The 23002-nt window shown below is 51.4% G+C and carries 23 protein-coding genes; 4 read left to right on the top strand and 19 right to left on the bottom strand.

Going from position 1 to position 23002, the window contains the following annotated elements; translation table 11 throughout:
* Window positions 1-205: 205 nt before the first annotated feature.
* Both MET42_RS0104565 and MET42_RS0104560 read left to right on the top strand, forming a co-directional pair.
* Window positions 206-856 (top strand): tetratricopeptide repeat protein, encoded by a 651-nt coding sequence (locus tag MET42_RS0104565; RefSeq protein ID WP_029512319.1) that lies wholly within the window; start codon window positions 206-208, stop codon window positions 854-856.
* Window positions 857-883: 27 nt separating this feature from the next.
* Complete coding sequence (locus MET42_RS0104560) at window positions 884-1438, top strand: outer membrane beta-barrel protein (RefSeq protein ID WP_019881627.1); 555 nt, start codon at window positions 884-886, stop codon at window positions 1436-1438.
* Window positions 1439-1477: 39 nt separating this feature from the next.
* On the opposite strand, the gene MET42_RS0104555 is transcribed toward MET42_RS0104560, so the two are convergent.
* The 18 genes from MET42_RS0104555 to MET42_RS0104470 form a co-directional block, all read right to left on the bottom strand.
* On the bottom strand, window positions 1478-2410 hold the full coding sequence (locus tag MET42_RS0104555) for a response regulator transcription factor (RefSeq protein ID WP_019881626.1): 933 nt from the start codon (window positions 2408-2410) through the stop codon (window positions 1478-1480).
* Complete coding sequence (locus tag MET42_RS0104550; protein WP_019881625.1) at window positions 2397-5837, bottom strand: ATP-binding protein; 3441 nt, start codon at window positions 5835-5837, stop codon at window positions 2397-2399. The genes MET42_RS0104555 and MET42_RS0104550 overlap by 14 nt, the downstream gene beginning before the upstream one ends.
* 185 nt (window positions 5838-6022) lie before the next feature.
* Entirely contained in the window at window positions 6023-6598 is a 576-nt protein-coding gene (locus MET42_RS0104545; RefSeq protein WP_019881624.1) for a HupE/UreJ family protein, read from the bottom strand.
* Window positions 6599-6661: 63 nt separating this feature from the next.
* Entirely contained in the window at window positions 6662-7315 is a 654-nt protein-coding gene (gene ureG / locus MET42_RS0104540; RefSeq protein WP_019881623.1) for an urease accessory protein UreG, read from the bottom strand.
* Window positions 7312-7995 (bottom strand): urease accessory protein UreF, encoded by a 684-nt coding sequence (locus MET42_RS0104535; protein WP_029512317.1) that lies wholly within the window; start codon window positions 7993-7995, stop codon window positions 7312-7314. Before MET42_RS0104535 ends, ureG begins: the two co-directional genes overlap by 4 nt.
* Window positions 7988-8479: an urease accessory protein UreE gene (gene ureE, locus MET42_RS0104530; protein ID WP_019881621.1), complete on the bottom strand. Its 492-nt coding sequence runs from the start codon at window positions 8477-8479 to the stop codon at window positions 7988-7990. Before ureE ends, MET42_RS0104535 begins: the two co-directional genes overlap by 8 nt.
* Window positions 8480-8481: 2 nt before the next feature.
* Entirely contained in the window at window positions 8482-10185 is a 1704-nt protein-coding gene (gene ureC / locus MET42_RS0104525) for an urease subunit alpha (RefSeq protein WP_019881620.1), read from the bottom strand.
* Window positions 10182-10505: an urease subunit beta gene (locus MET42_RS0104520; protein WP_019881619.1), complete on the bottom strand. Its 324-nt coding sequence runs from the start codon at window positions 10503-10505 to the stop codon at window positions 10182-10184. Before MET42_RS0104520 ends, ureC begins: the two co-directional genes overlap by 4 nt.
* A 156-nt stretch (window positions 10506-10661) precedes the next feature.
* On the bottom strand, window positions 10662-10964 hold the full coding sequence (ureA, locus tag MET42_RS0104515) for an urease subunit gamma (RefSeq protein WP_019881618.1): 303 nt from the start codon (window positions 10962-10964) through the stop codon (window positions 10662-10664).
* A 27-nt stretch (window positions 10965-10991) separates the two neighbouring features.
* Complete coding sequence (locus MET42_RS0104510; RefSeq protein ID WP_019881617.1) at window positions 10992-11861, bottom strand: urease accessory protein UreD; 870 nt, start codon at window positions 11859-11861, stop codon at window positions 10992-10994.
* 158 nt (window positions 11862-12019) lie between these two features.
* Complete coding sequence (urtE, locus tag MET42_RS0104505; RefSeq protein WP_019881616.1) at window positions 12020-12709, bottom strand: urea ABC transporter ATP-binding subunit UrtE; 690 nt, start codon at window positions 12707-12709, stop codon at window positions 12020-12022.
* A 26-nt stretch (window positions 12710-12735) separates the two neighbouring features.
* Complete coding sequence (urtD, locus tag MET42_RS0104500) at window positions 12736-13479, bottom strand: urea ABC transporter ATP-binding protein UrtD (protein WP_019881615.1); 744 nt, start codon at window positions 13477-13479, stop codon at window positions 12736-12738.
* On the bottom strand, window positions 13476-14762 hold the full coding sequence (urtC, locus tag MET42_RS0104495) for an urea ABC transporter permease subunit UrtC (protein WP_019881614.1): 1287 nt from the start codon (window positions 14760-14762) through the stop codon (window positions 13476-13478). The genes urtD and urtC overlap by 4 nt, the downstream gene beginning before the upstream one ends.
* Window positions 14763-14877: 115 nt before the next feature.
* Window positions 14878-15795: an urea ABC transporter permease subunit UrtB gene (gene urtB / locus MET42_RS0104490; RefSeq protein WP_019881613.1), complete on the bottom strand. Its 918-nt coding sequence runs from the start codon at window positions 15793-15795 to the stop codon at window positions 14878-14880.
* Between the two features lie 107 nt (window positions 15796-15902).
* Window positions 15903-17141, bottom strand: a complete 1239-nt coding sequence (urtA, locus tag MET42_RS0104485) for an urea ABC transporter substrate-binding protein (protein WP_024929617.1) — start codon at window positions 17139-17141, stop codon at window positions 15903-15905.
* A gap of 87 nt (window positions 17142-17228) precedes the next feature.
* Window positions 17229-17567, bottom strand: coding sequence for an FmdB family zinc ribbon protein (locus MET42_RS0104480; protein WP_019881611.1), 339 nt, complete (start codon window positions 17565-17567; stop codon window positions 17229-17231).
* 72 nt (window positions 17568-17639) lie between these two features.
* Window positions 17640-18863 carry a formamidase gene (gene fmdA / locus MET42_RS0104475; RefSeq protein ID WP_019881610.1) on the bottom strand — a complete coding sequence of 408 codons (1224 nt, stop codon included), beginning with the start codon at window positions 18861-18863 and terminating at the stop codon, window positions 17640-17642.
* 53 nt (window positions 18864-18916) lie between these two features.
* Entirely contained in the window at window positions 18917-20092 is a 1176-nt protein-coding gene (locus MET42_RS0104470) for a hypothetical protein (protein ID WP_019881609.1), read from the bottom strand.
* 162 nt (window positions 20093-20254) lie between these two features.
* Here MET42_RS0104470 and MET42_RS0104465 point away from each other — a divergent pair, with 162 nt between their 5' ends.
* Window positions 20255-20866, top strand: coding sequence for a hypothetical protein (locus MET42_RS0104465; protein ID WP_232411317.1), 612 nt, complete (start codon window positions 20255-20257; stop codon window positions 20864-20866).
* 181 nt (window positions 20867-21047) lie between these two features.
* On the top strand, window positions 21048-21497 hold the full coding sequence (locus tag MET42_RS0104460; RefSeq protein ID WP_019881607.1) for a hypothetical protein: 450 nt from the start codon (window positions 21048-21050) through the stop codon (window positions 21495-21497).
* Between the two features lie 506 nt (window positions 21498-22003).
* Here MET42_RS0104460 and MET42_RS0104455 read toward each other — a convergent pair.
* Window positions 22004-22885 carry a LysR family transcriptional regulator gene (locus MET42_RS0104455; protein ID WP_019881606.1) on the bottom strand — a complete coding sequence of 294 codons (882 nt, stop codon included), beginning with the start codon at window positions 22883-22885 and terminating at the stop codon, window positions 22004-22006.
* Window positions 22886-23002 lie beyond the last annotated feature (117 nt).

Raw genomic sequence — 23002 nt, 5'->3', positions numbered from 1 at the left:
CCATAGCATGCATTTTTTGCAGAGTCACCTGCTGAGACCCTGCAAAAAAAGCAGGGTTCGCTTGCCTTTTAAGCGATCACTCCCTCATCTTCTGCCGGAAACAAGTTGTAACCATATGATTTATTTGAATAACGTTCAAACCCACTTATGCCTTGCAGGTTGGCATTCTTATTGCAAAAAAAGCTTATTTAAACTGGGAGCCATTGTGAAACGTTTGATCATGTATACCTGCCTGGCCTTGCTGACCGGTGCCGCGTTTGCCGACGAAGCTCTGGATAACGAATTGGCCGGCCTGCAACATGCCTGGGCAAAAGCCACCTACCACACCAGCAAAGACCAGCAAGAAGCCTCTTTTAAAACCCTGAGTGAACAGGCACACCAGCTGACGGCGAAAAACCCGGAGGCCAATGAGGCGCAGATATGGGAAGCCATCGTCCTCAGTGGCTACGCCAAAAGCATGGGGCCACTCCATCCGGTCAATGCCCTGAAAGCCGCCGAGCAGGCACGCGACTTGTTACTCGCCAGCATTAAAACCAATCCACAGGCACTCAATGGCTCAGCCTACACCACATTGGGTTCATTGTACTTTCGCGTACCCGGCTGGCCGATTGGCTTTGGTGACAAGAAAAAAGGCCATGAATACTTGGAAAAGGCTCTGCAACTGAATCCGACAGGCATAGACAGCAATTACTTTTATGCGGACTACCTGCGCGCGCAGGGTGATTACAACCAGGCGGTGACGTATTACCAGAAAGCCTTGCAGGCACCCTCACGCCCGGGCCGGGAAGATGCGGATGCTGGCCGCAAGCAGGATATCGAAGAAGGCCTGAAACTGGCACAGAGCAAACTTAAATAAGATTTATCAATATCCATTGGAGCAATCATGATGCGTAAACACGCCCTCTTATTTTTAATCAGCAGCCTGACCTTGGCAACACCGTTGTGGGCCAGTGCAGAAGGCTTTTATGCCGGGGCGAACCTGGGGATAGGCATGCCAAACTTAAAAACACCCAACGGGGTCGACAAAGATAGTCAAGCTGTCGCCGGGCTTGTAGCAGGCTACAAATTCAACCCTTATTTTGCTGTAGAAGGCCAATATACTGGTATTGGCAAGGTCACTGACAATGCGCATGGCAGCGTCAAGGCCGATGCCCTCAGCCTGACCGCAGTAGGCACATTGCCACTGAACGATGCTTTTGATGTCTATGGAAAATTAGGGGGTGCTGCCACCAGCAGCAAAGTATCGGGCTTAAGTGCTTATGACGATGCAACCCGCATGGGGGCCACGTATGGCCTGGGCGCAGAGTACCATTTCGACAAGGCTATTGCCATGCGTGTGGGCTGGGATCACTACCAAGCGGAAGTGGACGTTAACGGCGGTGGCAGCAAATCTTTTAATTCCAACGTCACCAGTGTCGGCTTTATCTACAACTTTTAACGCTAAAACTGGCTAAAGCACCCGGCCTTTAGCCAGCGATTAGAACTTGATTTTGGATGCTACCAGTGACGCAGCAGCAGTCCTGGTTTCAACCCCCAGTTTCTGGAAGACATGTTCAAGGTGCTTATTGATGGTGCGTGGACTGGTGCCCAGTATTTCACCAACGTCTTTATTAGTCTTGCCCTTGACGGTCCAGTACAACACCTCTGACTCACGCTTGGTGAGCTGGAACAACTTACCCAGTGATTCAATCTGCGCTTCGTCCGAATGCTCGCGTAACACCACCACCCATTGCTCTTCACTGGTATTGGCCACTGTCAGGCTCAGGCGTGCATTGCCCTGATTCACACTGAGCGTTTGCATGGACTGGCCGCTGGAGAATTGCTGTATACAGCTTTCCAGCCACTGATAAATCATGGGCGGCAAGGTTTGCACAGCACTGTAAGCCTCTTTGGCTGCCCACTCGGCAAAATACTGCTCCAGGTATTGTTTGGCCAGCGGGGTTTGCCATACCAGGCGTTTATCCGTAGGCAAAATCGCAATCGTTGCCTGGCCAAAGGCATCCAGCGCTGAAGTAGCCTGATGCATTTTGGTGGCATTCTGCACATGTGCCTTGAGGCGCGCCAACACCTCTGCCGGGCGTACCGGCTTGGTGACGTAGTCCACACCACCAGCATCGAACGCCATGGTGACGTGTTCGATCTCGGTCAGGCCGGTCATGAAAATCACCGGGATATGCTGGGTTTCTGCCGCGGCCTTAATGCGACGACAAGTAGCAAAACCATCCAGGCCAGGCATCATCGCATCCATTAAGATCACATGCGGCTGCATCAGATGCGCCACTTGCAACGCCATCTCACCGGAGTTGGCGACATAGACCTGGTAGCCGGACTCATCCAGTGCGTCATGCAGATAGGCCAGGTTTTCTGGCACATCATCCACAATTAACACGGTATGGCTATGGCTGGTCATTTTTGGTGTACTCCTCAATCAAGCGTTGCAGTTTAGCAAAATCAAAGCGCTCCATGGCCTGTTGCAGGTCATGAATAAATGTTTGATGTTGCGAATGTTCTCTATTCAGGGTGGCTAATACTTCGCGCACACCTTTGACGTAACCCATACGGGCGAACTGGGCCATATTTTCCAGCAAGATCGCTGGTACAGGGTCAACATCACTCGCAGGCACCACAGGTTTAAGGGCAAGTGCCGACTGGGATGCCGCGCTATCGACATAACGCCAGGTCAGGCCGAGCTGATTGCCTATCCAGTCCAGCACCTCGTCCAGGTTAACCGGTTTGACAAAAAAGTCTTGTGCCGGAATCTTGGCCTGGTTATCCAGGCTGCGGTCATAGGCATTGGCGGAGATAATCGCAATCGGCAGTTTGGATTGATGCACCTGGCGGATGATATAAGCCGCCTCCCAGCCATCCATCACCGGCATGGCCAAGTCCATCAGGATCAAGTCTGCATGCACCATCTGGTACTGGTTAACACAAGCCTGGCCGTTACCTGCTTCATGCACAATAAAACCCAGCGGCTGCAAGGCATCGCGCAATAACTCACGGTCGACCTCTTCATTATCCACTACCAGCACGGTCTTGATCGGCCCTTCGTAACCAATACGCTGCCGCACGGCCTTTTTCGATAAATGTGCTGTTTCACGAATCTGCGGCAAGAATAAGCGAATTTCAAATCGCGTACCACGTCCCAGCACACTATCAAACTGCATTTCGCCGCCCATTAGCTGCGTCAGCAGTTTGCTGATGGTCAGGCCCAAACCGGTGCCACCGATCCCAACCACATCGGCTGCACTGCCGCGCTCAAACGGCTCAAAAATCTTCTCCACCTCATTCGGCGCAATGCCAGGGCCGGTATCCTCAATATCGATCTGTGCAATCTCCCGCGCGTAGCTCACACGGAAAGTCACACTACCCTTGGTGGTGAACTTGACCGCATTGCCCAGGATATTGACCAGAATCTGCATTAGCCGCTTGTGGTCAGCACGCACATACTCCGGCAAGTTGCCGGACTGCTCAAAATAAAATGCCAGGCCTTTGTTTTGCGCCTGGATTTCAAACATGCTGACCATCTGGCTGATAAATTCCGGGAAATGCAGCGGCTTGACATCAAACGTCATTTTGCCGCTTTCAATCCGCGCGATATCCAGCGTGCTTTCAATCAATGACAGCAAGTGTTCGCCGCCACGGCTAATGGTTTTAATCGCCTGCTTGCGGTGGTCGGGGATGCTGTCGTCATTGGTCAGCAGTTGCGCATAACCCAGAATACTGTTGAGCGGTGTACGTAACTCATGGCTGATGCCGGTGATGTAGCGGCTCTTGGCCTGGTTCGCCTCTTCGGCCAAACGGCGTGCTTTTTGCAATTGCGTATCGGTTTTTTTGTGCGACTCGATCTCTTCCAGCAACAAGCCGGTTTGCCGGTTAGACTCTTCCTGTGCCACCCGTCGGCTGGCCGAAGTCAGCACCAGCCACCAGGCCACAATGCCGCCCAAAAACAGCAAGGCGACAAACACCTTTAAATAACCAGAACGGAAATGCTGCATCAGCCCGGGATACTCACGGCCAACAGTCAGGGCATCATGCAGGTAAATCAGGCCTATGGTGGCTCCAAACAAAATCATGGCGATCAGCATGAGCAATAAGAAATGCGCCACCCCACCATTTAAATGCGGCCACAAACGTGGTGGTAAAAACTTCTTGTTGAGCGCCTCCCACTGCGCGCTGAGCCTGGCCTGCGGTTTGCAAGCATCATGGCAACGCGCATCCAGACAACAGCACAAAGAACAAATGGCGCCACCATAAGCCGGGCAATGCGCCATATCACTCACCTCATATTCGCGCTCACAGATCACACATTGTTTGGTGGTCGAGGGTTGCAAATAGGTCGGACGTTGCCTGGCCAGGTAATATTTACCTTTGGTATACCAGGCAATCAGCGGCGACATTAACAACGCAGTTACCAGCGAAATAAAGGTAGAGAATGACTGTGCCAGCACACCCATGATGCCGGTATACGCAGCAATCGACACCGCCGAGGCAATAAACATGGCCCCGACACCCACTGGGTTAATATCGTATAAATAAGCACGCCTGAACTCAATGCCTTTAGGACTTAAACCCAAGGGCTTATTGATCACCAGATCGGCCACCACGGCGGCAATCCAGGCGATGGCGATATTGGCATACAGGCCCAAGATTTCTTCCAGCGCCTGAAATACATTGAGCTCCATCAGCACAATGGCAATCATGACGTTAAACGCCACCCACACAATACGGCCGGGGTGGCTATGCGTGAGGCGGGCAAAAAAGTTAGACCAGGCCAGTGAACCGGCATAGGCATTGGTCATATTGACCTTGATTTGCGACACACAGACAAACAGCGCCGTCACCGCCAGTGCCACCTGATGGTTACTGAAAACATGTTCAAACCCGACCCAGTACATATGGGTAGGGTTCACCGCCGAGCTCAGTGGCATATCGCGGTTATACACCAGGTAAGCGAGCAAGGCGCCTGCCAGCATTTTGAGCATGCCCAGAATGACCCAGCCCGGCCCGGCCATCAGCACGCCCAGGTTCCAGCGCCAGTAATTCTCCTTGTTGCGCACTGGCATAAAACGCAAGAAGTCGACCTGCTCACCGATTTGCGGAATCAGCGCCACACCCACCGCCGTCGCGGTGCCGAACATGACCCAGTTAAAGTGGCCACCATCCGTAGACACGCCGGCAAAGCTACTGAGCCTATGCAACACATCCGGATCCATCTGCAAGATGGCAAAAAACGGCAAAAACATGAGCGCAATCCAGAGCGGCTGCGTGATCATCTGGATACGGCTGATCAAGGTCACGCCGTGCGTCACCAGCGGAATCACAATCAGCGCACTGACCAGGTAGCCGAGATAGAGCGGCAAATGAAAATACAGCTCCAGCGCATAGCCCATAATCGCCGCTTCGAGCGAAAACAGGATAAACGTGAACGAAGCGTAAATAAACGAGGAAATAGTCGACCCGATATAGCCAAAACCGGCACCTCGCGTCAGCAAATCCATATCCAGGCCATATTTGGCGGCGTAGTAGCTGATCGGCAAGCCGGTCAGGAAAATAATCAGGCCGACGGCCAGAATCGCCCACAAGGCATTGGGAAAACCATAGTTAATGGTAATCGTGCCGCCAATCGCCTCCAGCACCAGGAAAGAAATCGCCCCCAGCGCCGTATTCGAGACACGCAAAATTGACCACTTACGGAAAGCCCGTGGCGTATAGCGCAGCGCGTAATCTTCTATGGTTTCGTTAGCGACCCAATTGTTATAGTCGCGACGAATCTTGACGATACGCTGTATCGGCTCGGCATGCGGTGCCTGTGATAGCTCGGAAGGGTTAGACAATCAACAATCCTTAAAAAGACGGGACCGTAAGAGGAAAATAAGCGCCCCAGCGTATGCTAGAGCGTGAGATGAAATCAATCACTACGTTAATTGACGTAGCATAACTAAAGCATGCCACAAATAAAAAATGCGGATAACAAACTTATCCGCATTTTACGTTTGCTGTCTCGCCACAGCCTGTTATTTTAAGCCCAGAGCAAGCTGGCTCCCAAGTAGGCACCTAAGACCAGCATGACTCCGCCCAACCCTCTGGACACCGAGTTCGCCCACGACTGCGGCTGACGCCCTAATGCCCAGCCAACCCCATGCAACAGCGCAGTCGCCACCACCATACCGGCCAACGCAGCCCAGTGATTGCCTAACTCCACACCGTGCAAATACCCATGTGCAGCCGCAATCACCGCAACACCAGCAAGCTGGATGCTACGCGATAGCTTGATCTCTGCCAGCAACAAAGCCCCCATCACCAACACACTAAACGCCACCAGCAACTCAGCCATGGAGACAGATAACCAGGTCATCGCTGTGAGCGCAGCCACCGCCATCGCCAGCACAAATAACACTGGCAATTGCCAGCCTTGCCCTTGGGGCCGACGCGCGGCCCACACGCCAAGTGACAGCATCACCAGCAAATGATCCCAGCCGGTAAGCGGGTGCAGGAAACCCGTCGCAAACCCAGTCGTCAGGCCATGCCCTGGATGCGCCCAAGCCACGCCAGATACCAGGCTAGCTGCGACACCCCAAACAATACTTTTTTTCATTCAATCTTCTCCAACAGAATTAAGTTAGCTATGTATGATGAATTCATAGAGGCAGCGATGTCGCTATAACATCAGGCCCTGCTTTTCTATAAACCTCACAATCTCCTCCAGGCCCTGCCCACTTTTCAGGTTGCTGAACACAAACGGCTTCTCGCCACGCATACGTTTGGCATCCTGGTCCATGACTTCCAGCGATGCGCCTACCATAGGTGCCAGGTCGATCTTATTGATCACCAGCAAATCTGATTTGGTAATGCCAGGGCCGCCTTTACGTGGAATTTTCTCACCTGCAGCCACGTCGATCACATAAATGGTCAGGTCAGACAACTCCGGGCTGAACGTCGCCGCCAGGTTATCGCCACCACTTTCGACAAACACGATATCCAGCGTTTTAAAGCGTTTGCTAAGCTGATCGACGGCTTCGAGATTCATAGAGGCATCTTCACGAATCGCCGTATGTGGGCAACCGCCAGTTTCGACACCGATGATACGTTCTGGCACCAGCGCTTCATTACGCGTTAAAAATTCGGCGTCTTCCTTGGTGTAAATATCGTTGGTGACGACGGCAATGTTATATGCCTCGCGCAAGCGCTGGCACAGCGCCAGGGTCAGAGCGGTTTTACCGGAACCAACCGGGCCGCCGATGCCTACGCGCAAAGGTTCTTTGTAGTCGGTAACGGCGGGCGTGGGGGTGTCGAATTGGGTATGTATTTTCATGATCTAAATAACCTGCTGTATTGTGTTTCATGTTGACAGCCAGCAATGCTGAGCAGCGGGTTGAAATTGCTCATTTCATCCTCAGGCAGTTGCATCGCAGCCTGTATTACTTGCGGCAATTGCTCACCCAAGGCGAGCAGAATGGTCTGGCCAGCGACCTGTCCTAATGGCACGGCTTTCATGGCAGCGCTGGCCTGGTTTTCCAGCCAGCCCCAGGCGTAACCGTGTAACATCTGCTCAGGCGCAATCTGCCAGTGCTGGGCAATGGCCGCATAGAGCGTCGGAAAAGCAGGTGACGCCAGCGTATTCACCTGCGCAACCAGTTCGGCAGACATCGGCTTTAAATCATTCAACAGCCGCCGCAACGAATATCCCATTTGCCGCGTTTCCGCCCAACCTTCAGCGGTATCGCGCCCGGCCTGGTAAAAACTGTCCCAGGCTTGCACTTGCTGCATGTTGCCTGCCTGCCAAGCTTGATATAAACGGTATAACACTGGCAACTCAAAGCGCGCATGATAGACCTGTAAACTGTCGCCTATCCAGCCCTGGGCCGAAGCAACATCTTTCACCTCGCCAGACTCAATGGCCCATTCCAACCCTTGCGAATAGCCATAAGCCCCCACCGGCAGCAACGGACTTGCCAGTTGTAGCAACCGACTCAGTGCCAGTGCACTAGCCATGCGCATGACCATCCTGCCGCGGGCGCAATGAATGTAAGGCATCCTCACCATGCCGGTGGCCGCCACCATAAGCCCCGGCTTCCGGCTCAAATGGTGCATGCACTTCACTCACCTGCATACCTAAACCCAGCAGCATATCCCTGAGCACATAATCCTGCTCCAGGCGCAGCCAACCATCGCCAATCTGCAAGGGCACATGGCGATTGCCTAAATGATAAGCAGCTCGCATTAAATCTCTTGGGGTAGGCGCAATCACGTTATAGACAGGCTCTTGCGCGGCCACAATCTGCACCACCAGACTGCCATCCTCTGATTGAATCAAATCGCCACCGCGTAAAATAATGCCACGGCTTAGAAACAGGGCAGCTTCACGACCAGACACCAGCGCCACACGCAGACGACTTTTCTGGCGTTGATCAAAAGGTAACTCTAATTGATCGTCGATACGGCCGCTGACAGTAATACGTTCGGTTAAATGAATCATGATTAAAACAGGAAATAACGTTGCGCCATCGGTAGCACTTCCGCCGGTTCACACACCAGCGGCATGCCATCAGCCAACACTTCATAGGTTTCCGGGTCGACCTCGATTTTAGGCATCCAGGTGTTATGTATCATGTCTGACTTTTTAACATCGCGTGTGCCTTTCACCACGATAAGCGGTTTTTGCAGGCCTAATGCGTGCACTTCAGGATTATCCAGCCCGGCTTGCGAAATAAAGGTCACTGCGGTTTTCAAACCACCACCATAAGCACCAAACATCGGCCGGTAATGCACCGGTTGCGGCGTCGGAATAGACGCATTCGGATCGCCCATCGCCGCTGCGGCAATCATGCCACCTTTGATAATGGTAAATGGTTTCACGCCAAAGAATGCGGGTTTCCAGACGACTAAATCGGCCAGTTTACCAACTTCCACGGAACCCACTACATGCGAAATACCATGTGTCAGCGCCGGGTTAATGGTGTACTTGGCGATATAGCGTTTAATGCGGAAGTTGTCGTTGCCGGGAGTATCCTCAGCCAACGGGCCGCGCTGGATTTTCATTTTATGTGCGGTCTGCCAGGTGCGGATAATCACTTCACCGACGCGCCCCATGGCCTGTGAGTCAGATGACATCATGGAAAACGCACCGAGATCGTGGAAGATATCTTCAGCGGCAATCGTTTCGCGGCGGATACGGCTCTCGGCAAAAGCGATATCCTCGGCAATGGCTGGATCCAGGTGATGGCAGACCATAAGCATATCCAGATGCTCGTCAATCGTATTGACGGTGAATGGCCGCGTCGGATTGGTCGAAGACGGCAACACATTCGGATGGCTGGCCGCTTTGATAATATCCGGCGCATGGCCGCCACCCGCGCCTTCGGTATGGAAGGTATGAATAGTGCGGCCTTTAAAGGCACCTATGGTGGTTTCAACAAAGCCGGATTCATTGAGCGTATCACTATGAATCGCCACCTGGATATCCATCTCGTCAGCCACACTCAGGCAGTTATCAATCGCTGCGGGCGTCGTGCCCCAATCTTCATGCAATTTAAGGCCGATCACGCCTGCGCGCACCTGCTCACGCAGCGGCTCAGGCAAACTGGCATTGCCCTTGCCAAGAAAGCCTAAATTCATAGGGAACGCATCCGCAGATTGCAACATACGGTGGATATGCCATGGCCCCGGCGTACAGGTGGTCGCAAATGTGCCAGTGGCTGGCCCAGTACCGCCACCTATCATGGTGGTGACACCAGACATCAATGCTTCTTCAATCTGCTGCGGACAAATAAAGTGGATATGCGTATCAATGCCGCCGGCGGTGATAATCATGCCTTCACCGGCAATCACCTCAGTACCTGCACCAATGGCAATGGTCACGCCGGGCTGGATATCCGGGTTCCCGGCTTTGCCAATGGCAGAAATATAACCGCCCTTGATACCGATATCGGCTTTAACAATGCCCCAATGGTCAATAATCAAGGCATTGGTAATCACGGTATCAGCTACTTCCGCCGCCAGGCCCTGGCCTTGGCCCATGCCATCACGAATGACCTTGCCGCCACCAAACTTGACCTCTTCACCATAAATGGTGAAGTCTTTCTCCACCTCTACCCATAACTCGGTATCCGCCAGGCGCACTTTGTCGCCCACAGTCGGGCCAAACATTTCGGCATAGGCACGTTTATCCATTTTAATGGTCATTGCTTACTCCCATCCTTGAGGCTCCCCATCACCCGTGCAGCAAAGCCATATACTTTTCGATCACCAGCCAGTTGCACCAATTGCACGGTACGCGTCTGACCAGGCTCAAACCTCACCGCCGTGCCTGCAGCAATATTTAACCGGCAGCCATAAGCCAGCGCACGGTCAAATGACAAGGCGTCGTTGGTCTCATAAAAATGGTAATGCGAACCAACCTGAATCGGCCGGTCACCCTTGTTCGCCACATCCAGCGTCACGGTTTCGCGCCCTGTGTTTAGTTCGATGTCGCCTGCTGCGACCTGCATTTCGCCGGGAATCATATTATTTTTCCTATTGAACCTTTTAGATGCGTCAGTGAATGATCAAAATGGATGAAGTGCAAGGCGCACGGAACGCAGAAACCGGAATGTACATGTAGTACATGAGGATTTCGAGTACCGCGCAACGCCGCAATTCGCCATTTTCATCATTCACACCTATGGAATGGGGTGATGGACGGTCACTAATTTCGTCCCATCCGGAAAAGTAGCCTCCACCTGTATATCCGGAATCATTTCCGGCACGCCTTCCATCACGTCATCACGCGTCAGCAAGGTGGTACCAAAACTCATAAGCTCAGCGACCGTATTGCCATCGCGTGCGCCTTCCATAATGGCTGCCGTGATATAGGCGATCGCTTCGGGATAATTGAGTTTTAAGCCACGTGCCTTGCGCCGCTCTGCCAAAAGTGCGGCGGTAAATATCAGTAACTTGTCTTTTTCTCTGGGAGTCAGTTCCATCGCTGCGTCTCTTTAATCGTTATTGTTCTAAGTGTTCCAAATGCGCGGCCTGATCGCTGCGCGGCCGTAATACCAGGGTCGCAGCAGCTGCCAGCATTGTTCGAAGTATTGTCTGGCCTGCTGTGAGGCCTGCCCGACGTAGCGGATCGCCAGCACTTCCGGCAAAGCAGTGATGCCGGTCTTGGCATCGGCAGGCACGAGTTCCCTGCACGCCTGCACCACATCAGCAGGCACAGCTCCCGCGCATATAATGAATGTCCCAAACACCACCGCGCCACCCAAACCAATGCGACTGCTCGTCAGCACATCGGCTGCACGCATATGCGCACGTTCGTTCCAGATCAGCCTGCCATCGCGGCGTATCTGTTGCTTTAACTGGTAAACGCCGGTTTGCCAGGCCTCTTGCTGCGCCTGACGGCCCAGGCAGGCAATATCCCAGGCAGCAAGTCTGGCATCGGCAGCCAGGTCTATCTCGGCACTAAAGCGCACTTCAGCCGCGTCGAACAAGATATTCTCTTGCGGCAACCACTCCAGCCCGCTACCTGCTGCCAACGTGAATTTTAAATCCTGCGAAGCCAGCGTGCCATTGGCTTTATACCATTTACCGGCACCCGGTGTCGTCAACAAGGCTTGCGCACCCTCACCCACATTGACCTGTAACTGTAAGGCGTCGCCGCCCGCCACGCCACCAGGCGGGTGCACAATCACCGCATGGCAAATGGCGTCACCCTCGGGATGTAATGATTTTTGCACGACTAGCGGCCCGCTATGCAGGCGATGTGCCAGGTAAGATCGTTGCTCGCGCAAGGCGAAGCCTAATTCGAGTCGCGCCTGCCAGCGCTTGTGTTGAAACTTGCTCAGGGAAGGCAAAGGCGTTGCCGAGTTAATATCATCCATACCGACGCATCATGCCACAGGCAAATCAAGAGTGTTTATTTTTTTATATTTGCCACAGAGGACACAGAGAGCACAGAGAAAAACCAACTTTTTGCCATCTCTGTGAACTCTGTGAACTCTGTGAACTCTGTGCTCTCTGTGGCTAAAACTATCCGAATCTAAACAGACAGGTAACTTTTCACCTTGGCCGCATCGACATTATCACGCGTATCCTCATGAATAAAACGGCCTTTATCAATCACGATAATACGGTCAGCGACCTCCATGGTGAAACTCAATACCTGCTCAGAGACAATGATAGTGATCTCACGCATTTTGCGGATTTCATTCAACACTTTGGCAATGTCTTTAATAATCGATGGTTGAATACCCTCGGTCGGTTCATCCAGCAACAATACTTTTGGATTGGTCACCAGCGCACGGGCGATGGCCAGTTGCTGTTGCTGGCCGCCGGACAAGTTACCGCCCTTGCGTTTGCGCATTTCATGCAAAACAGGAAACAAGGCAAAAATATCATCCGGAATTTCGCCAGAGGAAGACTTCTCCAGCCCCGTTTCGATATTTTCCTGCACGGTCATATTCGGGAAAATCCAGCGCCCTTGTGGCACATAGGCCAGGCCTTTCATGACACGGTCATGCGTGGCAGCACCTTGCAGATCCACCCCATCGACCGTCGCCTTGGTCGCCTTGCTTGGCAAAATGCCCATCAGCGATTTAAACAAGGTGGTTTTACCCATGCCGTTGCGACCCATAATCGCCAGGGTTTCGTTTTTGTTGGCTTTGAAGTTCAGGCCATGAATTACCTGACTTTGGCCATAACTCACCTGCAAATTCTCAATTTCAAACATGCTGTGCTCCTTTAATGGCCCAGTAATTAATGACCCAAGTAAACTTCAATGACTTTTTCGTCAGCCTGCACCTTTTCCATCGGCCCTTCAGCCAGAATCTTGCCTTGGTGCAATACAGTGACTTTGTGCGCGATTTTTTTCACAAACTCCATGTCATGTTCAATCACAATCACCGAACGGTTCTGGCAGATGCGGTTGAGCAAGTCGGCCGTCTGGTCACGCTCTTTCGCACTCATGCCCGCCACTGGTTCGTCCAGCATCAACAACTCTGGTTCTTGCATCAGCAGCATACCGATTTCCAGCCATTGCTTCTGGCCGTGGCTGAGCAAGGCAGATTCCATATCGAGAAACTCGGTCAACATAATGTCTTCTGCAACTTTACGCACACGGTCTTCAACCTCTTTGGTGCGTTTGAAGGTCAGGCTACCAAACACGCCACGGCCCTTGGGATAAGACACTTCCAGGTTCTGGTACACCGACAGGTTTTCGTAAATCGACGGGTTCTGGAATTTGCGGCCAACGCCGGAGCGTACGATTTCATGCTCTGACAGCTTGGTCAGCTCGGTATTGTTAAATTTGATCGAACCAGAGGTCGATTTGGTTTTACCGCAGATCAGGTCCAGCACGGTCGTCTTGCCAGCACCATTCGGGCCCACCAGCACACGCAGCTCATTTTTGTCGATATACATGGTGAGGCTATCCACCGCTTTAAAGCCATCGAAGGAGACGGTTAAATCTTCTACAGCCAAGACGAAGTCTGTATTACTCATGCTTCTGCTCCTCTCAATTTGTTACTCTCGATTGCAGGGCTTGCGTCTGCTTTCTTGCGTGTCACTTTTTTGCTGACCACACTGGTAGATTCAGTGGCCAGGGATGCTTCAGTGGCTGTGTCGGTAAGGACTGCTTGCGCTTCTACCTCAGAAGTACTTACCTCAGGCTTTTTTACAGGCTTGGCTTTTTCTTTGAACCAGCCGTATTTAGTCGCATATTTATCCCAGATACCCGCCAGACCGCTCGGGAAGAACATCACCACGGCGATAAACAAGCCGCCCATCAGGTATAACCACATTTCAGGGTAATTCTCGGAGAATACGGTTTTACCGTAGTTCACCAGTAAGGTGCCGTAGACTGCACCGATCAGTGACGCACGACCGCCAACAGCACAGAAGATCACCATTTCAATCGAAGGCACGATCCCGACGAAAGAAGGTGACATAAAGCCCACTTGCAGGGTAAACATGGCACCACCCACCGCAGACATCATCGCAGCCAGGCAGAAGATAAAGATTTTAAAATTGGAGACGTCGTAACCGGAGAAACGTACGCGCTCTTCTTTATCACGCATGGCCAGCAACAACATGCCGAACTTGCTGCTCATGATGTATTTGGACAAGAAAATCGCACCGAACAACAACAGGCCATTCACAAAGTACAGGATGTATTTAGCAGAGTCAGTACGGATATCCCAGCCCAGCATGGTGCGCAAGTCAGTCATGCCGTTGACACCACCGGTATAGCCTTGCTGGCCGACAATCAGGATACTCAGGATCAAGGCAACCGCCTGGGTGATGATGGAGAAATACACCCCGCCCACCCGGCGTTTGAACATGGCGTAACCAATGATGTAGGCGAATAATGCCGGGATCGTCAGCACGGCAAAGATGGTAAACGGCAAGCTCTTGAACGGCTCCCAGAACCATGGCAAGGCCGTGAGCTGGTTCCAGTCCATAAAGTCAGGGATGCCTGGCGTAGACTGGATTTTGGTACTCAGCGGATCAGAAGCCTCCAGCTTCAGGAACATCGCCATGGCGTAACCACCGAGGCCGAAGAAAATGCCCTGGCCTAAACTCAGGATACCGCCGTGCCCCCACAACATGACCAGCCCCACCGCAACAAACGCGTAAGTCAGGTATTTACCGATTAGATTGAGGCGGAAGATATCTACGCCCAGTGGCAATACAACGAAGATGATGGCAGCCAGCACAGCCAGGCCGATCACCCCCTCCTTACCGCCCAGTACAGGACTGGCTTTCATTTTTTCCCATAATGTCATCAAGATTTCTCCTCTGTTGATGCGTTGATTCTATTGCGGCAGGTAGAAACAATTAATACGTTCATTTACTTATGGCAACGCGTGAAAAACCTGTTCACACGTTGCCATCACCCTGCTATTTACGCAGTTTGGAGGCAAATAAGCCCTCTGGTTTCATCATCAAGATAGTGACGATAACGAGCAAGGTAGACACTTTGCCCATAGAGCTGGTCATAAAGAACTGCAGGACAGATTGCGCCTGGGCGATACCGAAGGCGGAGGCGATCGTCCCGACAATGCTGGCTGCACCACCAAATACCACCACCATAAAGCTGTCGACGATGTACAAGGTACCTGTGGTCGGGCCGGTAGAAGCAATGGTGGTAAAGGCCGCACCGGCGATCCCGGCAATGCCGCAACCCAGGGCAAAGGTCACACGGTCAACTTTGGCGGTGTTAATCCCCACCGCGCCCGCCATGGTGCGGTTTTGCACCGTGGCACGCACGCGTAGGCCCCAGCGAGACTTGAACATGAACATATAGACGCCAAAGGTCACTAGCGCAGCCAGCACCATCACAAACACGCCGTTAATCGGGATATCAATGTCAGGTGTCGGCTGGAACGAACCCAGCATCCATTCAGGCAGCTCAGCACTGACTTCTTTGGCACCAAATGAAGAGCGGAAAATTTGCTGCATGACCAGGCTCAAACCCCAGGTAGCCAGCAAGGTATCCAGCGGCCGCTTGTAGAGGTGCCGGATCATAATGAATTCAATAAAGTAACCAACCGCGAAGGCCAGTACAAAGGCAATCGCAATCGCAAACACGAAGTAATAATTCGTGAAGCCATACGTCGCAGCCACTTTGGAAATCAGTACCGTGGTATAGGCACCTATCGTCATAAACTCACCGTGGGCCATGTTAATCACACCCATCTGCCCGAAAATAATCGCGAGACCCAGAGCCATCAGTAGCAACACTGTAAACATGCTCAGACCCGAAAAGCCCTGCATCACCACAATATTGCCTATCTCAGCCATTGAATAACCAAACATATCGGTCTCCTTTAAATGCTACTTCTCTAAAATATTGTTTACTACTTGCGCCAAACGGTAGCCGGATATTCTCCGGCTACCGCTCAAGCTTTTAAGCCACTACCGGTTTATTGGTAGCCTTTTGGAAATGGATCTGGTTTGATGTAGTCAGAGGTGTAAACCACTTTGGCCTGGCCATCCTTACCCCATTGACCAATACGCAGCTTGGTCGTCAGGTGATGGTTAGCCTCAACAGTCACAGGACCTTCAGGTGCATCTTTGAACTCGTAGCCAGGCAATGCCGCTTGTACTTTATCGACATCGAAGCTACCTGCGCGCTCAACTGCCGCTTTGTACAACCATGGACCCAGGTAAGCCGCTTGTGTCACGTCGCCGATCACAGCATCTTTACCCCAGCGTTTTTTGAATGCTTCAACAAATTTCTTGTTGGAATCATTGTCTTGCGACTGGAAGTACTTCATCGCTGAGTAGAAACCAGCCAGGTTTTCACCGCCAATACCCAACACTTCATCTTCAGTCACGGAGATAGTCAACATGGTTTGCTTGCTAGAGTTCAAACCAGCTGCGTTCAACTGTTTGAACCAGGCCACGTTACTGCCTCCCACCACCGCTGCGTAGATCACGTCAGGTTTTTTCAGTTTGATTTTGTTGATCACAGAACCAAATTGCGTGTCGCCCAGCGCGATGTACTCTTCACCTACCACTTTGCCGCCCAGATGTTGCTCGATATGTTTACGGGCAATTTTCATCGAGGTACGTGGCCAGATGTAGTCAGAACCAATCAGGTAGAAGGTTTTGGCTTTTTTCTCTTTAGCAATCCAGTCCAGACCTGCCAGAATTTGTTGTGTGGCTTCCTGACCTGTGTAGAACACGTTTTTGGATTGTTCCAGGCCTTCATAGAAGGTTGGGTAGAACAGCAAGCCGTTGTCTTTTTCAAACACTGGCAAAGCAGCTTTACGTGAAGCGGATGTCCAGCAACCCATCACAGAAGCCACTTTGTCTTTTTCCAGCAACTTCTTCGCTTTTTCAGCAAAGGTTGGCCAGTCAGAGGCACCGTCTTCCTGCACGATTTCAATCTTGCGACCCAGGATACCGCCCATGGCGTTAATCTGCTCGATGGCCAGCTTTTCAGCCTGGATAGACCCTGTTTCACTAATCGCCATGGTACCGGTGGCGGAATGCAGAATACCTACTTTTACCGTCGTGTCAGTCACTGCCAGGCCGGTGGTGTTTACTTTTGCCGTTGGAAAATCTGCAGCAAAAGCATGACCGCTGATGAGGCCTGCGGCCATCATAGCTCCCAGCAATGCGCCTTTCATAAAACCTCGTCTGTTTAAGGTACTCATTACATCTTCTCCTTTATGGATAAATCAATTAAGTTAATTGCTATTTCTGCTTACATACATGTGAATACTGGCGAGTGTCCGATCGGACTAATGTCCGATCATCCACGGTCTTGCTGTTTTCTTGGTTTGCATTTGCATCGCAGGTTTGCCGTTATCCGGATTCACCTTGGTCGTGGTCTTACAGGTATGTGACCCGGTACAACCACAACTGGAGCGGCGACCGCTGCGAGGCTCATGCGCAGATTTCTCGTTACGTTCATATGCGGAGCGTTGCTGCTTGCCCAGAATGGCCAGTTTGGGCACAGAAAGAATGCGCGGACTTTCGGCACCGCAACACTCACACTCTGCTGGCAAACTGGATTCACTCATTTTGCGTAGCGCGGTAAACACGCCACAACTGTCACACTCATATTCGTAAAGAGGCATCTGTACCCTTTCTTTGCCGGTTTGCCTGGGCAAACCTGGCCTGATGAAAACGTTTTCTTGTTAAGTACTGGCTTACGTACTCGGCGCCACGTTAATACCAGGTGGCACTTCAATCTTCGGTCCATCGGCATTTGGCCGGATATCAAACTCGAAGATTTCGGTCGGGATCCACAAAGTGGCGCAGGCGTTAGGAATATCCACGATGCCGCTGATATGCCCTTCTACTGGTGCCGTGCCGAGAATCGCTACTGCCTGCTCGCCGCTGTAACCAAATTTCTTCAGGTACTCGATCGCGTTCAGGCAAGCCTGACGATAAGCAACATGTACATCCAGGTAATGCTGCTTGCCCGCTTCATCCACTGAAATACCTTCAAAAATCACGTAATCACGGTAAGTCGGTGTGATCGGGCTAGGCTGGAAAATCGGGTTTTTGATCGCATATTTCTTCACACCGTCTTTGATCAGGCTGACTTTGATATCCAGGTAACCGGCCATCTCAATCGCACCACAGAACGTGATTTCACCATCGCCTTGTGAGAAGTGCAGGTCACCCATGGAGAGACCGCCATCCTTCACATAGACCGGGAAGAATATTTTCGAGCCTTTGGTCAGGTTCTTGATGTCGCAGTTACCACCGTGGTCACGTGGTGGCACGGTACGTGCACCCTCCGCCGCCGCCTTTGTGGCAGCTTCACCAGATAAACGGCCCATCACAGCAGATTTAGGCTCAGGTGGCAGTGCCAGTGCCGGCACGCGGTCCGGATCCGTGGCAATCAACGCAGCTTCACGCTCATTCCATGTCTCCAGCAATTCACGTGATGGCAGGCAGCCAATCAAACCCGGGTGCATGATGCCGGCATAGCGTACTTTCGGCACATGGCGGGAAGTGGTGTATACGCCGTGAAAATCCCAGATCGACTTGCTGGCTTTAGGGAAATGGTCAGTCAGGAAACCACCGCCATTCTCCTTGGCAAACAAGCCGTTAAAACCCCATTGCTGGTCGTCAAAGGTACCTACGTCCAGAATTTCTACTACCATCAGGTCACCCGGTTCAGCGCCTTCGACGCCGATTGGGCCGCTCAGGTAATGCACCTGAGTCAGGTCCACATCACGGATATCATCGGCGCTGTCATTGTTGCCAATCTGGCCACCGGTCCAGTCCATACACTCGACGCGGAACTCATCGCCAGGTTTTACCATGGCAATCATCGGCAGATCTGGATGCCAACGGTTATGAATCTGACCGTCCTGCTCCCAGGGCTTTTTATCCAAATCCAGCTTCACTATTGTTTTCATGTCACTCATCTCCTAATAAGAAAAGTTAGGTGAGAAAGGGTTATCAGTCTTGATTAGAATTGCATCTGCAAAGCGACTTTGAAGTCGTTGGTATCAGATGTGGTTGAAGTGTCAGTCTTACCGTAGCTGGCAGTAATCATGGCGTTGTATGGCGCGATCACATAGCTGGTACCGATCTCTACACGCTTGGTATCTGCGCCAGTACGGGTATTGGATGTACCGGTTGTCACACCATCCGCGTCAAACTTTTGATAGCGGACAAAAGGTTTGAATTTGCCCCAGCCGATTTCGTCCTGGAACAAATAGGCAACCGCAGCGGAGTAAGCTTTACCTTGTTCACCCAGAATGGCATTGTCGGTGTCGTAGTAGTAATAGGCAGCTTCAGCTGAGAATGTGCCTGGACCGACATCTTTCTTCTCTAACAAGAAGTCAACGCTGTAGGAGCTGTAGTCACCTACCGCGCCCAAGCCGCTGACCACACCGTCTTTTTTCACACGACCGGCCACACCAACAGACAGAATGTCTTTGGCACCAAAGTAGCTGCCTGTGCCGTAATAACCTGGTTCTGCGTCCCAGAAGTTGTATTGCACACGGCCTGCATACATTAATTTGTCTTTAGTACCCGCAGTTTCTGATTGCGCACCCACACCGCTCAAACGGAAGATGTTGTCACCTTCAAAAGCACCGAAGGACACTGCCAGATGGTCTTCCAGGAAGCTGGTCACCACTGCCACACCTTCATCACGGCCAATCACACCACCGTTGAAGCCATAACGTGAAGCGATGCCGCTCCAGTAGCCGCCACCCATGGAGTAGTAAGGACCCGCCATGTTGGCGCGATCACTTGGTGACAGGAAACGACCAGCCCAAATCGCCACTTCTGGTGTTAACTGGAACTGTACGTTGGCATCAATCACTTGAATGGTGTCACTGCTACCACCACCTGGTGCTGCAATGTTTTTCTCTGTATTCAACATGCCTTTGATGTACTTGTTGAACGAACCAGATAAATAAATACGGGCACTGTCTAAAGAAAAATCGTTAGAACGGTCTTTACCGTTAGCTGCACCGTCTTCTACTGAAGAATAACCGCCGATAAAACCAAAGCCAGCACTGATATACTTGTCCTCACCAAAAGTAATCGTGGCACCCGCGTTTGCCATTTGTGCACCCAGGCCGCAAGCCATTGCTACTGCTGTATGCAAGGCACATTTTTTCAAGTTCATCATTTAAAACTCCCTTTCTCGTTAAATTCAAACAATCACAGTTGATCAAAACTTGCGCTCAGCTTAACGAGAGGGGGGTGTAGGACAAATACGTCAATTTGCGTAGTGATAGTGACTGCGAAACACAGCTAGACTGCACATAACAAATTGATAACGGGACAAGCAATGCGTCTTTTAACTTACCTTCTTTTAACTGCTTTATTGGCGGGATGCGGCGAAGTATCTTATAAGCGTGGCGGCTCGCAACAAGACATAGACCGCGCGCACCAGGCTTGCCGCGGCAGCGGTGACCAGCTTGCTGCCTGCCTGGCCGAACACGGCTGGCAAAAACCGCAAGTAGATGCGCTAGACCCGCTATTTGCCACCATAGAAGTGACAGATAACAAGCAGGCCAGCCAGGCCAAACCGAGTCCATTTATAGAATTACCGGCGGATACCCTGCAAAAACCTGTTCCGCCAACTGTTGCAAAAACACCACAAGCAGCGCCGCCAGGGCAGAGTAGCAAACCAGCCATGAGCAATACGACAGCAGTTGATGAGGCGCCAAAAAGTGTGGCGAGTCACTCGACTGCCAATGATGGGCCGGATGTCACCTATCCCATCAACTCGTGGTGGAAGATGGGTGCTTTCCCCAATCAGCTGAAACAGGATCAGCTATCTTGTGAGAAAAAACTGGGACCGGACTATTTGCCGGATTACAAAACACAAACCTACAAACGGGCGTTTGTCGTGTGTATGCATGACCTGGGGTGGATGGCCATTCGCAACCTGAAATAAGCCGCCACCAACACATGTTCATCGATCGTTTTTTACTGTTAGCGTCGTCAGCAGATTCCGACATGACTATCAGAATCATGAGACTGTCATCAAATTATCCAGTTTTCTAAAATGCGCATACGCGTGAAATTTAATGCGTAAGTATCAGGCAACAATGCCTTATTTAGAGGGATAAACGATGATGAAAAAATTAGCGATGGGTGCAGTATTAATGGCTAGCGCAGTCACGGCCTTCGCAGAGGTTGGCGTCGCAGTGAGCGTAGGTCAACCAGGATTTTATGGGCAGATTGTGCTGGGGAATGCCTATCCGGCGCCACAACTCGTCTATGCCCAACCAGTGATTATTCAGCCACCGCCAGTGGCCGTCGTGCAACAGCCCATGTATTTGCGTGTGCCGCCTGGCCAAATGAAAAAATGGGGCCGTTATTGTGGTAATTATGGCGCCTGTGGCCGCCAGGTCTACTTTGTGCAGGACAGTTGGTACCAGAACGTGTATGCGCCTCGCTATAACGCCTATGGCGGGCCAGGTGGCAGACATGATGACCATGATCACGGTAACTGGCATGACGATGATCGTGGACACGGGCATGGGAATGGACACGGCAATGGTCGCGGCCGTGGGCGTGACTAAATAACACATGCCTGTCTGCACGCAGGCAGGTCGCATAGCAATGCGGATTCTTTGAAATTGTAAGGCGCCCGTCAGCTATTGCTGTTATGGTATGAAATCCAGAAATGCGCCAGTTCAAAGGCTGGCGCAGCTCTGCCAGATTTAAACGTCACAACTGATTGAAAAGCTATTGCTTGTTAACCACATGTTTAAAAAGCATGTAGCACAGGCAATTGCCCCTTGTTCAGCACGTTGTTTAACCAAGGAACAAGGACTTTGCAGCATCTTTTATTGAAACCATCATTGACCACGACAGTCAGCGATATTTCATGCCCGCCTTATGAATATCCGCCCGTATTCCCCAACCCCTTTCCTGCCCCGCCGCTGAAATAATCGTTTTAAGTTTAGACGCAGATTGGTCAAAGTTTACTCGACGCCGCAAAAATTCAGCGAATCATAGAGTTAGGCGCGTTACCAAGAAGCAATCCACTGTGTTATCCACAGTAATTGTGGAATGGAAAAGCTGATTACTTTAAATGCTCGACTAAATAATCCACAAACGAAGCCAGTTTAGGTGTCGTCTGCCGCTCTTTGGGATAAACCGCATTCACTGGCCGAGAGGGTGGCGTAAACGCTTTGAGCACTTCTACAAGTTGCCCTGTGTGTATATCGTTTTCCAACAGCACTTTTGGCATCATGATAATGCCGATGCCTTTTAATGCCGCCTCCCTCAATGCCTGCCCATTATTGGAGTCAAATCTAGAGTGACTGAAACTCTGGTTAGTCAGAGCTTTTTCAACCACCCTCCAGCCGCTTTGACTGCGCCAATTGGTAAAACCCAAACATTGATGACTTTTCAGATCTTCTGGTTTTGTTGGCGTACCATGCCTGCTCAGATAGGCAGGAGAGGCGCATATCGACAATTCAAACGTAGACAGTCTACGGGCGATGAGTGACGAATCTGACAGTTCGCCAATCCTGATTGCCACATCGAAGTGTTCATCAATAATGTCTACAAACCGGTCTGAAAGGGATAACTCCACACTCACATCCGGAAACTGATTTAAATAATCACACACAATTGGCGTCAGGGTAATAGACCCAAACCAGAGTGAGGCGGTGACTTTCAGTAAGCCCTTAGGTTTACCGCTTAAAATGGCCGTACCGGCTTCTGAATCTTCGACTTTCTTCAGAATCTCCTTACAGCTTTCGTAATAGGCTTTTCCAACTTCAGTCACTTGCAGCCTGCGCGTGGTGCGTTTGATGAGCGTCGCATCCAGCCTCTTTTCAATGGCGTTGATGTGTTTGGTCACCATGCCAGGAGACATTCGAAACACATTCGCTGCGGCTGTAAAACTGCCTAACTCCACCACTGATGTATACACCTGCATGCTGGTGAATCTGTCCATTCATCACTCTCAGTAAATAATATTTTTAATATTATGCTATTTATCAAAGTGATTGTAATCATCAGAATAGCGTTCATGCAGTAAAGCGCGCCTATTAAAAAGCGCTTCTATGCCCTG

The organism is Methylophilus sp. 42 (assembly GCF_000384155.1).
Lineage (GTDB): Bacteria > Pseudomonadota > Gammaproteobacteria > Burkholderiales > Methylophilaceae > Methylophilus.
Note: the sequence above shows the minus strand (reverse complement) of the source record. Positions and strands in the feature narration are given on the sequence as shown.

Excerpts from the sequence above, each read along its gene's own strand:
- MET42_RS0104510 (WP_019881617.1), bottom strand. The coding sequence starts at position 11,861 with ATGGATGATATTAACTCGGCAACGCCTTTGCCTTCCCTGAGCAAGTTT.
- urtD (WP_019881615.1), bottom strand. The coding sequence starts at position 13,479 with ATGAGTAATACAGACTTCGTCTTGGCTGTAGAAGATTTAACCGTCTCC.
- MET42_RS0104465 (WP_232411317.1), top strand. The coding sequence starts at position 20,255 with ATGCGTCTTTTAACTTACCTTCTTTTAACTGCTTTATTGGCGGGATGC.
- ureG (WP_019881623.1), bottom strand. The coding sequence starts at position 7,315 with ATGAAAATACATACCCAATTCGACACCCCCACGCCCGCCGTTACCGAC.
- urtB (WP_019881613.1), bottom strand. The coding sequence starts at position 15,795 with ATGTTTGGTTATTCAATGGCTGAGATAGGCAATATTGTGGTGATGCAG.
- MET42_RS0104535 (WP_029512317.1), bottom strand. The coding sequence starts at position 7,995 with ATGGCTAGTGCACTGGCACTGAGTCGGTTGCTACAACTGGCAAGTCCG.
- ureA (WP_019881618.1), bottom strand. The coding sequence starts at position 10,964 with ATGGAACTGACTCCCAGAGAAAAAGACAAGTTACTGATATTTACCGCC.
- MET42_RS0104480 (WP_019881611.1), bottom strand. The coding sequence starts at position 17,567 with ATGCCTCTTTACGAATATGAGTGTGACAGTTGTGGCGTGTTTACCGCG.
- MET42_RS0104545 (WP_019881624.1), bottom strand. The coding sequence starts at position 6,598 with ATGAAAAAAAGTATTGTTTGGGGTGTCGCAGCTAGCCTGGTATCTGGC.
- MET42_RS0104555 (WP_019881626.1), bottom strand. The coding sequence starts at position 2,410 with ATGACCAGCCATAGCCATACCGTGTTAATTGTGGATGATGTGCCAGAA.
- MET42_RS0104460 (WP_019881607.1), top strand. The coding sequence starts at position 21,048 with ATGAAAAAATTAGCGATGGGTGCAGTATTAATGGCTAGCGCAGTCACG.
- urtA (WP_024929617.1), bottom strand. The coding sequence starts at position 17,141 with ATGAGTACCTTAAACAGACGAGGTTTTATGAAAGGCGCATTGCTGGGA.
- ureC (WP_019881620.1), bottom strand. The coding sequence starts at position 10,185 with ATGACCATTAAAATGGATAAACGTGCCTATGCCGAAATGTTTGGCCCG.
- MET42_RS0104520 (WP_019881619.1), bottom strand. The coding sequence starts at position 10,505 with ATGATTCCCGGCGAAATGCAGGTCGCAGCAGGCGACATCGAACTAAAC.
- ureE (WP_019881621.1), bottom strand. The coding sequence starts at position 8,479 with ATGATTCATTTAACCGAACGTATTACTGTCAGCGGCCGTATCGACGAT.
- urtE (WP_019881616.1), bottom strand. The coding sequence starts at position 12,709 with ATGTTTGAAATTGAGAATTTGCAGGTGAGTTATGGCCAAAGTCAGGTA.
- fmdA (WP_019881610.1), bottom strand. The coding sequence starts at position 18,863 with ATGAAAACAATAGTGAAGCTGGATTTGGATAAAAAGCCCTGGGAGCAG.
- MET42_RS0104560 (WP_019881627.1), top strand. The coding sequence starts at position 884 with ATGATGCGTAAACACGCCCTCTTATTTTTAATCAGCAGCCTGACCTTG.
- MET42_RS0104470 (WP_019881609.1), bottom strand. The coding sequence starts at position 20,092 with ATGATGAACTTGAAAAAATGTGCCTTGCATACAGCAGTAGCAATGGCT.
- MET42_RS0104455 (WP_019881606.1), bottom strand. The coding sequence starts at position 22,885 with ATGGACAGATTCACCAGCATGCAGGTGTATACATCAGTGGTGGAGTTA.
- urtC (WP_019881614.1), bottom strand. The coding sequence starts at position 14,762 with ATGACATTATGGGAAAAAATGAAAGCCAGTCCTGTACTGGGCGGTAAG.